The 12,979-nt window shown below is 59.3% G+C and carries 10 protein-coding genes; 7 read left to right on the top strand and 3 right to left on the bottom strand.

Features of this window, described 5'->3' with window-relative positions:
* Nucleotides 1-34: 34 nt before the first annotated feature.
* Both DTF_RS0118430 and DTF_RS26740 read right to left on the bottom strand, forming a co-directional pair.
* Nucleotides 35-1,138 (bottom strand): transporter, encoded by a 1,104-nt coding sequence (locus tag DTF_RS0118430; RefSeq protein ID WP_226989420.1) that lies wholly within the window; start codon nt 1,136-1,138, stop codon nt 35-37.
* Nucleotides 1,139-1,161: 23 nt separating this feature from the next.
* Complete coding sequence (locus DTF_RS26740; protein ID WP_162148668.1) at nt 1,162-1,350, bottom strand: hypothetical protein; 189 nt, start codon at nt 1,348-1,350, stop codon at nt 1,162-1,164.
* A 113-nt stretch (nt 1,351-1,463) separates the two neighbouring features.
* On the opposite strand from DTF_RS26740, the gene DTF_RS0118440 reads away from it, so the two are divergent.
* Complete coding sequence (locus DTF_RS0118440) at nt 1,464-1,877, top strand: hypothetical protein (protein WP_027716520.1); 414 nt, start codon at nt 1,464-1,466, stop codon at nt 1,875-1,877.
* Here the strand turns inward: DTF_RS0118440 and DTF_RS24455 are convergent.
* On the bottom strand, nt 1,859-2,527 hold the full coding sequence (locus DTF_RS24455) for a DUF502 domain-containing protein (RefSeq protein ID WP_081703099.1): 669 nt from the start codon (nt 2,525-2,527) through the stop codon (nt 1,859-1,861). The genes DTF_RS0118440 and DTF_RS24455 overlap by 19 nt on opposite strands.
* 206 nt (nt 2,528-2,733) lie before the next feature.
* On the opposite strand from DTF_RS24455, the gene DTF_RS0118450 reads away from it, so the two are divergent.
* The 6 genes from DTF_RS0118450 to DTF_RS0118475 all read left to right on the top strand — a co-directional run bounded on the left by DTF_RS0118450 (nt 2,734) and on the right by DTF_RS0118475 (nt 12,769).
* Complete coding sequence (locus DTF_RS0118450; protein ID WP_027716521.1) at nt 2,734-5,151, top strand: glycoside hydrolase family 65 protein; 2,418 nt, start codon at nt 2,734-2,736, stop codon at nt 5,149-5,151.
* Nucleotides 5,152-5,194: 43 nt separating this feature from the next.
* A complete protein-coding gene (polX, locus tag DTF_RS0118455) occupies nt 5,195-6,928 on the top strand; it encodes a DNA polymerase/3'-5' exonuclease PolX (RefSeq protein WP_027716522.1) in 1,734 nt (577 codons plus the stop codon).
* Nucleotides 6,929-7,075: 147 nt separating this feature from the next.
* Nucleotides 7,076-8,386 carry an ATP-binding protein gene (locus DTF_RS0118460; RefSeq protein WP_027716523.1) on the top strand — a complete coding sequence of 437 codons (1,311 nt, stop codon included), beginning with the start codon at nt 7,076-7,078 and terminating at the stop codon, nt 8,384-8,386.
* Nucleotides 8,387-8,906: 520 nt separating this feature from the next.
* The gene (locus tag DTF_RS24460) at nt 8,907-10,019 is read left to right on the top strand and encodes a glycosyltransferase family 4 protein (protein ID WP_051361458.1); all 1,113 of its coding nucleotides are present in this window, start codon (nt 8,907-8,909) and stop codon (nt 10,017-10,019) included.
* A complete protein-coding gene (locus DTF_RS24465) occupies nt 9,985-12,168 on the top strand; it encodes an amylo-alpha-1,6-glucosidase (protein ID WP_051361459.1) in 2,184 nt (727 codons plus the stop codon). Before DTF_RS24460 ends, DTF_RS24465 begins: the two co-directional genes overlap by 35 nt.
* A gap of 55 nt (nt 12,169-12,223) precedes the next feature.
* Entirely contained in the window at nt 12,224-12,769 is a 546-nt protein-coding gene (locus DTF_RS0118475; protein WP_027716524.1) for an inorganic diphosphatase, read from the top strand.
* Nucleotides 12,770-12,979: the final 210 nt, after the last annotated feature.

The raw sequence follows: 12,979 nt of genomic DNA on the forward strand, positions 1-12,979 counted from the left end.
GGGAACCAAACTGCGGTCAATTATCAGCGGCTCCTTACAATCCGCCACCCCAGCGATGCTGCCAGAGTATGCCAAGCAGGTCGAAGTCCCCCCCCGCAGTAGTGTGAATCGGGGCGCTGGCGTACAACTTGACCGAATCGTATCGGTTGACGGGCAGCGCCAGGGTAATGCCTGCCCGCGAGTTATTCTGCTTGTCATCGCTGCGTATGCCGTCGATGGTGGTTCGCCCACCATGATCGTGCGTGCTGCTCACGGCCGCCCAAACGCCCCGGCCAAGGTTGTATGTGGCATGCAGTTGAGCGGCGTAAACTGGGTCCTGTTCGAGCGTTTTACCACCAAAGAAGTCGTGGTTGTCGGTGAATAGAAAGACACCACCGGAAAGTTCCAGGGTGAAATTCCCCCACGCTTTCGATATCCCGATGTCCGGCTTGACATACCAGCGGTTGTTGCCGAGGTTGACCAACCTGTCCTCGTCATACTGTCCGAGGGGCGCGGACACCTGCACACTGGCACCGACAATCATATCCTGCTGGTAGTTGGCAAACTCCTGTACGGACAGCGCAGGGGCGCCGAGGAAGTTGATTGAAAACCGAAAGCGTGGGTCGATAAAACCGGAAACGTTGCGTGTCCTTGGCTGTCCGGCAACCATCGCCTCTCCAGACAAATCGGAATAACCCAGGATGACGTCGAATTTCGCGGACTTGCCCCAGACCCCCATGGACCGTGCATATGCCAGGAGTCCGGTATCCATAGTCAATTCGGCATCCTTGAGCGGTGAGGAGCCGGACGTTGCCAGGTCGCCATCAGTATAGGCATACCCTCCGAGCAGAAAATTGATTCCGACCGGCGTATTCACATAAGCCCGCGGCTCTATTTCTCCCGCTTCCGCTCTTATGGCAATAAATACGAGAGCCAAGAGGATGAAACATCGGGTAGACACATTGAGTAGGTTCATGGTGTTCATGGAAATCCGCGTGACTTCAGGTTTAATCTTCTCATAAGTTACATCACAAAAATAGGTGATGTCAGCAACGCGGCTACGGAGGACTATCAAATCTCTTGCAATGCAAGAAAGCCCACCCAATTCCTGGGGTGGGCGGATGGGTTTGAAGCAAAAAAGTCTGGTAGAGCGGGTCACCTTCCGGTAGCCTTTTCAGCAGGTCAGATGCAGCGCCGCGACGACCCGTGCATGCTCCCGGACCAGCCGATTGAAGTTCTCCACAGCGTCGGCCGTGCGGTTGGCGAAAACCTCCATTCCGGTCTGGCGCGTTCGGGGTAGATGATGAGGTCGGAAGTGTACTCCCTGCCATTTACCACGATGCGGCCGAAGGAATAGGCATCGATCTTCATTTTAGCTCTCCTCAAGCCAGTCTCGAATCTTGAAATATCTTCGCGTCCGCCGATTGCGGTGTCGAATAAGACTGATATATTGAAGCGCATCCCACAAATTTCGGAGGACTTCCATGATCACCGAGGTGCGAACCTTCACGGATGCCGGGATTCTCACTCTTCTGGCAATGTTCGTTCTTCTCAGCGGCTGTACTCAGCGATCCCGCAACTGGCAGGGATTGTCCACCTCCAGCGGTGTTCAGTTTTCCAACAGGGACCGGGAACTCATCCACGAATTCTACAAGGAGTATGAATTCCCTCCCGAACTGGCCGATCCGGAGATCCTGGCCCGCGACCCGGAAAGACGCATCGAGATTTCAGCCGCTCTTCCCCCTGGACCGGGCGGCTCGCCTCTCCCCGTCGATCTCGAAAGCAGGCTCTCCCGGCTGCCGCGCGGATACATCCGTTTCCGCGTGGGTGCCGATGTGGTTCTGATGGATTCGCGCACCCGCGAGGTTCTGGATGTCATTTACGATATCCTTCCCTGATCCGATGCCGAAGATGTTTTCCCGACCCCACCGGAGGGGATCCGGGGGTGCCCCTTGTCGGTGATCATCCCCCCGGTGACGATAAATCCCATCGCCCGATGGGCGGAGATGTCGACCGGTCGGACCGCGGAGCGAGAAACGATGACCGTGTATCCGCCGATCTGATAGCTCAGGGGGAGGTAGACGGCGATTTCCCCTTCGCTGCCGATTCCTTCCGGCAGCCCCTTGAAGTCGTTGCGGGTGACGAAGCCGAGCAACCGCATCGGCACGCCCCCGAATTCCAGCTCCACCGTCACCACCTGGTTGAACTCCTTCTCCTTCTTGGCTGCAAAGAATCCGATGAAATCCTTGACCGAGCCGTACAGGGTCTTGATCAGGGGGATGCGGTTCAGCAGCCCTTCGCACAGATCCAGAAGGCGGCGCACCAGAAAGGCGTTGAGCGCCAGGCCGAAGAAAAAGGTCGCGGTCACCCCCGCCAGCAGGCCCATGCCCGGAATGTACCAGCCCTCCGGAAGAAGGGCCTTGATCACCGCCCCCAGAACGGTCTCGGCCGACCAGAGCAGCCAGTAGAGAATATACAGGGTCAGTACGGCCGGCAGTATCGCCATCAGACCCTGGAACATGATTCTGCCGAGGCGTTTCCAGGTCATTATCATCTCTGATTCTTTCCAAGGAATTCGCGGGATGGCGCCGGACTCCTGCCGGAGCGGTTTTTTCCCCCTTCATCATGGAAATCTTACCATTAATTTGAATCCCCGGCAGTCCGGGCCTGCCATTCAGCGGCGCTTTGTTAGAATGGAACGATGAGATCGTCATGAAAGGCTCCGTCCGGAATACTTCGGCGGAAGGAGGAGCTATGAGTCCCTGGGCCCTGGTCTATGAAGGATATGATCCCGCACAGGAGAAGTTGCGGGAAGCCCTGTGCACCGTCGGCAACGGGTACTTCGCCACCCGGGGTGCGGCCCCCGAGGCGAGGGCCGATGGGTCCCACTATCCCGGCACTTATCTGGCCGGCGGCTACAACCGTCTGAAGAGCGAACTCGCCGGGCGGGAGGTGGAGAACGAGGATCTGGTCAATCTGCCGAACTGGCTGCCGCTTACCTTCCGAATCGGCGAGGGGGACTGGTTCGATCCCGAAAAAGTGGAGGTTCTCCTTTATCGCCAGGAGCTGGATATGCGCTGCGGCGTGCTGCGCCGGGAAGTGCGGTTCCGCGACCGGGAAGGGCGCACGACTCGTCTGCGGCAGACGCGGCTGGTCCATATGTCCCTGCGCCACCTGGCGGCCATGGAGACTGTTCTGACGGCTGAGGACTGGTCGGCGGAGGTGGAACTGTGCAGCACTCTGGACGGGTCGGTGGAAAACGCCGGGGTCGAGCGCTACCGTAAACTGGCCGGCCGCCACCTCGAAACCCTGGAGACGGCGGCGCCCGATGCTGAGTCGCTCTTTCTGCGGGTCCGCACGGTCCAGTCACGGCTGGAAGTCGCCCTGTCCGAGCGGCTGCGCCTGTTCCGCGGAGAAGAACGGCTCATGAAAAAACGCCGTACGCGGCGGGAAAAGGATGCGATTTCCCAGCTCTGCACGGTCGAACTGCGCCAGGGGCAGGATCTGCACCTGGAGAAGATCGTCGCCCTGCATACCTCACGGGACCAGGCGATCTCCGAGTGCGGAGTGGCGGCTAAAACGGGGGCGGCCCGGGCCGGATCGTTCCGGGAGCTGTTCGAAACCCACTCCCTGGCCTGGAAGCATCTGTGGCAACGCTTCGACGGCGAACTGGAGTTCGGCAACAAGGGGGACGGCGATTCCGCCATGCGGATTCTGCGCCTGCACATCTTCCATCTGCTGCAGACCGTCTCTCTGCACACCATGGATCTCGATGTCGGCGTGCCGGCGCGGGGCTGGCACGGCGAGGCGTACCGGGGGCACATCTTCTGGGACGAGCTGTTCATCTTTCCCCTGCTCAACCTGCGCATTCCGGAGGTGACCCGAACCCTGCTTCAGTACCGCTATCGCCGTCTGGGGGAAGCCCGCGCCGCCGCAGCGGCCGAGGGGCTGCGCGGTGCGATGTTCCCCTGGCAGAGCGGCAGCGACGGACGGGAGGAGAGCCAGAGGGTGCACCTGAATCCGGAATCCGATCGCTGGATCCCGGACCTGACCCATCTGCAGCGGCACGTCAACGCCGCGATCGCCTACAACATCTGGCAGTACTTCCAGGTGACCCGGGATCTTGAATTCCTCTCCTTCTACGGGGCGGAGATGTTTCTAGAGATCGCCCGCTTCTGGGCGAGTTTGGCCACCTGGAACGAGGAGAAGGAGCGGTACGAGATCCTGGGCATCATGGGGCCGGACGAATATCACGACGCCTATCCCGGCGCTGAAAAACCCGGACTCGACAACAACGCCTACACCAACGTGCTGGCCGTCTGGGTCCTGTGCCGCGCCCTGGAGATGCTGGAGATCCTCCCCGACGACCGGCGCCGGGAACTGGTGGAATATCTCGCCCTGAGTCCGGCTGAGCTGCAGCAATGGGACGAGGTCAGCCGCAGGATGTGCCTGGTTTTTCACGACGACGGGATCATCAGCCAGTTCGAGGGGTATGCGGACCTGGAGGACTTCGACTGGGAGACCTATCGCCGCCGCTTCGGGCCGATCATGCGCCTCGACCGCATTTTGGAGGCCGAAGGGGACGATCCCAACCGTTACAAGATTTCGAAGCAGGCGGACGTGCTGATGCTTTTCTATCTCTTCGCAGCCGAGGAGTTGGAGGAGCTCTTCGACCGTCTCGAATACCCCTTCGAATACGAGACGATTCCGAAGAACATCGAGTACTACCTCGAACGCACCTCCCACGGTTCGACCCTGAGCCATATCGTCCACGCCTGGGTGCTGGCCCGCTCCGACCGGACACGCTCCTGGCAGCTGTTCACCGAGGCGCTGGGGAGCGATGTGGCCGACGTCCAGGGGGGGACCACCCCCGAGGGGATCCACCTCGGAGCCATGGCGGGCACCGTCGATCTGATCCAGCGCGGCTACACCGATATCGACTCACGCGGCGACGTCCTCTGGTTCAACCCCTGCCTGCCGGAGGAACTGGTCCGGCTGCGCCTCCACATCCGCTATCGCGGCCAGCCCCTCGAGGTGGACATCACCTCCAGCCGCCTGCGGATCACAGGTCTTCGCTGCCGGGCCCGGCCGGTGAAGATCGGTTTCCGGGGGGAGGTCAGGGAGCTGAAGGAGTGCGCGACGCTGGAGTTCGCTTTGTCAGGTGAGGAGTGAGTCACCCCTTTCACGCATTTAAGGCTATATCAGGATTCAACCCATGCCCGTTCTCAACACCGACATCGCCCGCATCTTTACCAGGATCGCCGATCTTCTGGAGATCCAGGGCGCCAATCCGTTCCGTATCCGGGCGTACCGCGCCGCCGCCCGCACGGTGAGCGACCAGCCTCAGAGCGTCGCCGTCATGCTGAAGGAGGGGAAGGATCTCGACGAGCTGCCCGGTATCGGCCGGGATCTGGCCGGCAAGATCGAGGAAATCGTCGAAACCGGCACGCTCGCCATGCTGAAGGATCTGGAGAAGGAGATCCCGGGCGAACTGGCCGAACTCCTTTCCTTAAGTCAGCTCGGCCCCAAAAAGGCCGCGATCCTGCATCGTGAACTCGGCGTCAGGAACCTGCAGGACCTTGGGGAGGCGGCCGGAAGCGGCAAAATCCGCGACCTGAGGGGGTTCAGCGAAAAAAGCGAAAAGAAGATTCTCGAGGAGATAAAGCGGTTCACCGGCGCTGAGAAGCGCATCAAGCTGGCGGAGGCGGAGCAGATCGTCCGACCTCTCGTCGAATATCTCGAGCGGATCGAAGGGGTGAAGGACGTCGTCACCGCCGGCAGCTTCCGTCGACGCCGGGAGACCGTAGGGGATCTTGACATCCTGGTGACCTGCGAGTCCGGCCCTGCCGTCATGGATCGATTCGTCGCATACGAGGACGTGCGGGAGGTGCTTGCCAGGGGAGAGACCAAATCGACCGTTCTGCTGCGCTCCCGCTTCCAGGTCGACCTGCGGGTGGTGTCGCGGGACGCTTTCGGCGCCGCCCTGCATTATTTTACCGGCTCCAAGGACCACAATGTGGCGATCCGCACGATCGGTGTGAAGAAGGGGCTCAAGATCAGCGAATACGGCATTTTCCGGGGAGAAGGAGAGAAGGAGGAGCGGGTGGGGGGACAGGCGGAAGAGGAGGTCTTTGCCGCCGTCGGACTCCCTTATATCGCGCCGGAACTGCGGGAGAACCGCGGCGAGATCGAGGCCGCCCGAGAGGGTAAGCTCCCCCGGTTGGTCGCTCTGGAGGATATCCGAGGCGATCTCCACGCCCACACACGGGAGACGGACGGACGCTCCACCCTGGAGGAGATGGCGGAGGCCGCCCGCGCTCTCGGCTACGGATATTTCGCCATCACCGAACACAGCCGCAGCGTGACCATAGCGCGGGGGCTCGACCCGAAACGTCTCGAGAGGCAGATCGAGGCCATCGACCGGCTGGCGGACCGCTATCCCGATTTCCGCATCCTCAAGGGGATCGAGCTCGATATCCTCGAAGACGGCTCCCTCGACCTGCCGGACCATGTGCTGGCCAGGCTCGACCTGAGGGTCTGCTCGGTTCACTCCCGGTTCACCCTCTCCTCCGAAAAGCAGACCGAACGCATCATCCGGGCCATGGACAACCCCCTCTTCAACATCCTGGGCCATCCCACCGGCCGGCTGATCGGCGAGCGCGAACCCTACGCGGTGGATATGGAGAAGATCGTGGCGGCGGCGGCGGAGCGGGGATGCTTCCTTGAACTCAACGCCCACCCCGACCGCCTCGACCTGACCGATTTTCACTGCCGGATGGCCCGGGACATGGGGGTGAAGGTGGTAATCTCCACCGATGCCCACTACACAGAGGATTTCAAGTTCATGCGCTTCGGCATCGACCAGGCCCGGCGCGGCTGGCTGGAAAAGGACGACGTGCTCAACACCCGCGAACTGGATGATCTACTGGCTCTTCTGAAGGGGTCGTGAAAGACGGCATACGGTCCTGCGGCACAACTCGTGGATGATATAGTCAAAATATACTGGAAAAATTTATTGCCAGTTTAGAACAAAATCAGCTATAAATATTTCCAAATAGTTTGATAGCCAGAAAGAGAAAATGCCGGAGATAAATCCATGATCAACATCCTTAAAGAGATAATCCTTGATTTTCAAGAAGTTGATCTTCCCACAGGCGTGCTCAGACGAGTCGATGTCGCGCACATATCGGGAAAAGCCACGATCTGCATCGGAGTACGCCGAGGCGGCAAGTCGACCTTCATGTTCCAGCTCATGCAGCGGATTCAGGACTCGGGAGTGCCCCGCCAAAACATCCTGTATCTGAACTTTTTCGATGATCGTCTGCACAGCCTGCAACACGATAGCCTGAACGTCATTCTCGAGGCCTATTTTTCGCTCTTCCCGGAAAAGAAGAATACCGAGAAGGTCTACTGTTTTTTCGATGAGATACAGGTTGTGCCCGGCTGGGAACCCTTCGTTGATCGCCTGATGCGCACGGAAAATTGCGAGGTGTATATCACCGGCTCTTCCGCGCAGATGCTCTCAAGGGAGATCGCCACCCAGATGCGCGGACGGGCGCTCTCATGGGAGATGTTCCCTTTCTCGTTCCGGGAGTTTCTCGACTACAAAGGGATTGTGAACGATGGTCCGCTATCGACCAAGAAACGCCTGACAATCCAGAAGGCTTTCGAGGAGTATTGGCAAACCGGCGGCTTTCCCGAGGTCGCCGGGCTCGACCGGATGCTGCGGATAAAGACCCATCAGGAATACTTCAACGCGATGCTGTTCCGCGATCTCGTCGAACGTCACGACATATCCCACCCCAAGGCGGTCACGGATCTGGCGCATCGGCTGGTGGATAACACGGGTTCCCTGTATTCCGTCAACAACCTGACCGGCTACCTGAAATCGTTGGGTCACAAAGCGCCGAAATCGGCAGTGTCCGATTATCTCGAATGGTTCGAGGACGCCTATGTTCTGTTTACCGTGCGTATCTTCGACGCCTCGCTGGCACGGGCGAACACCAACCCGAAGAAGATCTATTGCATCGACCATGCGCTGGTGACTTCGGTCAGTTCCGGCATTCTGGTCAACTCGGGGCACCTGCTAGAGAATCTTGTGTTCACTGCGCTGCGCCGGGCCACGCCAGATATCTTCTACTTCAAGAGCAGGACTGGACGGGAGGTGGATTTCCTCGCACATCGCCAAGACCGTTCCCGCATGCTCGTGCAGGTCTGCGAGTCAATGGCCGACCCCCAAACCCGCAAGCGGGAAATCACGGCGCTCGCAGAAGCCATGGCTGAATTGAAATTGCCGGAAGGCACCATCGTGACCCGTGGTGAGGAAGAGCAGATCCGGGTGGAATCCGGGAAAATCGACGTGGTGCCGGCGTGGCGTTTTCTGCTGCAGTTAACGGAAATCACCTAATATGTAGGAGGCAGGGCCAGGGATGCCCTATGTAAAGCTCGTCCCCACCGAAATGCACTTCTGAAAATCCCATCAGAACGATTTGTCCCAGACGGGAGCCGGATTCCCGGCACCCGATCACCTTGATTTCTTCCAGGTTTTCCAGCCCAACCTCTTCCCTGGCCGCGCGTGACAGGCACGAAGCTGAGCAAGCCTTTCCTAAACCCGTCGATCCGCAAGAACGGAGTTGCCATGGATATTATAAGTATCTGAATGTGCGTAAAAAATCCATTTCTAAGTTGCTCTTGCATCTAATGGATTCTCTGTTAAATGAGTGTAAAGAGAAAGTCCGGATGTAAACCCGAACCGGAGAGGTTCTCCCGAAATCGCCGGAGACCCGGAAAAGCCCGGAAGAAAATCTCCATTCACTAGTAGTAGTCGCTGGCCGCCGGGAAAGCCCGGCGGCTTTTTAAAAAATCGCCAAGTCCTCGAGCCCGAATTCGAAAGTGGGGCAAGGTGATCGGAACAGGAGCACCAATGAATGAAGATCGCCCAGGTCGCCCCTCTCTATGAGAGCGTTCCTCCCCGGTGTTACGGCGGCACCGAACGCATCGTCTCCTTCCTGACCGAGGAGCTTGTGGCTCAGGGGTACGACGTCACCCTATTTGCCAGCGGGGACTCCCTGACCCGGGCAAGACACATCGCTCCCTGCCCGCGCGCCTTGCGCCTGGAAAGCTCCATCGACATGATGGCGCATCATATCCTGCTGCTGGAGAAGGTCTTCGGCATGAGCGAGGAATTCGACATCGTTCACTTTCATATCGATTATCTCCATTATCCCCTTACCCGCAGGCAGCGGATCGCCAATCTCACGACCCTGCACGGGCGCCTGGACATCCCAGACCTGGTCCCCCTCTATCGGGAGTTCCGGGAGATGCCTGTGGTCTCCATTTCCGATTCCCAGAGACTTCCTCTGCCGGAAGCCAACTGGCAGCGAACCGTCCATCACGGTATCCCGGAGAATCTTTACCGCTTCCATGGGGAGCCGGGGCAATATCTCGCTTTTCTCGGCCGCATCTCGCCGGAAAAAAGGGTGGACAGGGCCATCGAGATCGCCCGGGAATGCGGCATTCCGCTGAAGATCGCCGCCAAGGTGGACAGGGTGGATCAGGAATATTTCAATGCGGCGATCCGGCCTCTCCTTTCCGATCCTCTGGTGGAGTACCTGGGGGAAATAGATGACCGCGAAAAGGAACCGTTCCTTGGCAATGCCCTGGCCCTGCTCTTTCCCATCGACTGGCCGGAGCCTTTTGGCCTGGTGATGATCGAATCGCTGGCTTGCGGCACGCCGGTCATCGCCTACCGCCGCGGTTCGGTGCCGGAAGTGCTGGAAGAGGGGATGACAGGCTTTATGGTGCACGATCAGGCCGAAGCGCTCGCGGCGGTGAGAAAGGTGGAGAGCCTGAGCCGCCGGCGCTGCCGGGAGGTTTTCGAGCAGCGCTTCTCCGCATCCCGGATGGTCGGTGAATATCTGGGCATTTACAGAGAACAGATTCACGCGGTCAATGCACAAAGGGCCGCGCCGGCGCTCCGCCGGTTCTATGAGGAAGGAGAGATCCATGACGGTGACCGGCAAGAGCGGCGAACCGAATAATCACAATCACGACCATTATGAACTCATTGCCGCCGACCGGGCTTCCGAATTCAGCCGGGTGCTAAAACAGGGGGATACCTTCGCCATCTTCGACTGCCATGGCGACGTCCTGTCGACGGGCATGGGAGAACAGGGGATTTTTCATGAGGGGACCCGGTTTCTCTCCCGCTGGGATCTGCGCATCGGCGGGACACGCCCCCTCCTGCTCAGTTCGACCATCAACGAGCGGAACGAACTGCTTGCCGTGGATCTCATGAACCCGGACCTGTTCGATGAGCATGAGGTCCATGTGCCCAAGGAAGCACTGCACATGTTTCGTTCCAAATTTCTCTGGCGGGAGAGCTGCTTTGAGCGGATCCGAATCACCAATTACACCCGTGAGCCGATCAGGATTCCCATCAACCTTACGTTTGCGAGCGATTACAAGGACATTTTCGAGGTGCGCGGCACGCGGCGCAGCCGCCGGGGGAAACTCCTGGAAACGGAGGTGGGACGCTCGGAAGTCCTCTTCAGATACCGGGGTCTGGACGACGCGATGCGCGGTACCCGGTTGAGCTTCTCTCCCGAGCCGAAAAGGCTCTCCGATGCGGAGGCATCTTTCAATCTGGAGTTGAGACCGGGAGAGCCAGTGACTCTGTATTTCACCGTTTCGTGTGAGTGCGAAGGCTGCGATCCCAGTCATGCGGCCTACTCCGCGGCTTTTGCTCAGGCCGGTAAATTTTCCGGTGAGCTTCGGGACGATCAATGTGAAATCACTACCTCCAACGATCAGTTCAATGTCTGGCTGAGTCGCTCATCCGACGATCTTCTTATGATGCTGACGAGGACGCCGCAGGGGCTGTATCCCTATGCGGGGGTGCCCTGGTTCAGTACGCCCTTCGGACGCGACGGCATCATCACAGCGCTTGAGATGATCTGGATCAATCCGCAGGTCGCCAAGGGGGTGCTGGCTTACCTGGCCCACAATCAAGCCAGCGAAGTCAGCCCTGGGCAGGATGCCGAGCCCGGGAAAATTCTCCATGAAACCCGAAAGGGGGAGATGGCCGCTTTGGGGGAGATACCCTTCGGACAGTACTACGGCAGCGTCGATTCGACGCCCCTGTTCGTCGCCCTGGCGGGAGCGTATTTCGAACGAACCGGAGACCAGGCCTTCATCGAGGGGATCTGGCCCAATATCCTCAAGGCCCTGCAATGGATGGACACCTACGGAGATGCCGATGGGGACGGATTCCTCGAGTACGCCCGGCACACCGAAGAGGGGCTGATCCAGCAGGGGTGGAAGGATTCCAGCGATTCGATTTTCCATGCCGACGGGTCGCTTGCCGAGGGACCCATCGCTCTGTGCGAGGTGCAGGGCTACGCCTATCAGGCAAAACGTCAGGCCGCCGTTCTGGCCGGAATCCTGGGGGAGACGGGGCTCGAGGCGGAGCTCGATGCCCGGGCCGTGAACCTGCAGGAGAAATTTCAGCAGGCCTTCTGGTGTGCCGAGCTCTCCAACTATGCCCTCGCCCTCGACGGAAAGAAACGTCCCTGCCGGGTGCGCTCCTCAAATACCGGCCATTGCCTCTTCTCCGGCATCGCAAGCCGGGAGCATGCCGCCCAGATTGCCGGAGAGCTTCTGTCGCCGAGGTTCTTCTCCGGCTGGGGCATCCGCACCATTGCCGCCGGGGAAGCACGTTACAATCCCATGGCCTATCACAACGGTTCCGTCTGGCCCCACGACAACGCCATGATCGCATACGGACTGGCCCGCTACGGTTTTACACGTCAGGCGATGGAGATTCTCGAAGGGCTCTTCCACACGGCCATCGCGGTCGATCTGCACCGCCTTCCGGAGCTCTTCTGCGGGTTCGAACGGCACGCGGGACTGCATCCGATTCTTTACCCCCTGGCCTGCGCTCCCCAGTCCTGGGCGGCGGCCTCCGTTTTTTATCTCCTTCAGGCCTGCACGGGACTGTTCATCGATGCCCGGAAAAATCAGGTGCGATTCAACCATCCCTCTTTGCCTTCTTTCCTCGACGAGGTAAGGATCAAAAACCTGCGGGTAGGTAGCGCCAGCGTCGATCTTCTGCTCAAGCGATATCCCTCCGATGTGGGAATCAACGTCCTTCGGCGGGAGGGAGAGCTGGAGGTCGTGGTGGTCAAGTAATCTGGTGAGGCGTGAGGCGTAGGGGAGCATGGCGTGCGATACGAGGGAGAAAGAAATGAATCCATGGCACATGGTGCAGGTGGATGTAGACGCCGCCGAGGTGTCCTTTCCGGCGGTGATCGAGATACCCAAAGGGGACAAGAACAAGTATGAACTGGACAAGGAGACCGGACTGCTGCGTCTCGACCGGGTTCTGCACGGGGCCGTTCATTACCCGGCCAATTACGGATTCATTCCCCGGACCTTCTGCGCCGACGGCGATCCCCTCGACGTGCTGGTGCTGGGGCTGGAACCGGTTTATCCCCTGACCGTCGTCGATGCCAGGGCGATCGGGGTGGTGCGCATGCGGGACGAGAAGGGGGCCGACGACAAGGTCATCGCGGTGAGCATTCACGATCCGGCGTTCTGCGATTATCGCGACCATGCCCAACTCCCCCATTACACCGTCGATGAGATCCGGAAATTCTTCGAAGAGTACAAGACGCTTGAAAAAAAGGAGGTCGTCGTCGGAGAAATTCAGGGCCCCGGACAGGCTCTCGACATCATCCGCGAGGCGTTTGCCCTCTATGGGAGACTGTACCGGGAGGGCGGCCGCTCTTGACATAGGGGCGGTTTCCGATATTAGTTAAAGATTCTTCGCAAAAATCAGATGCTTTTACCGCAGAGATAGCAGAGGCTGCGGAGAAAATCTTTAAAACCGCAGTAGTTTGTCTCTGCGTTCTCGGCGCCCTCTGCCGACGACAAGGTCATCGCGGTGAGCATTCACGATCCGGCGTTCTGCGATTATCGCGACCATGCCCAACTCCCCCAT

It is taken from the genome of Desulfuromonas sp. TF (assembly GCF_000472285.1).
Lineage (GTDB): Bacteria > Desulfobacterota > Desulfuromonadia > Desulfuromonadales > ATBO01 > ATBO01.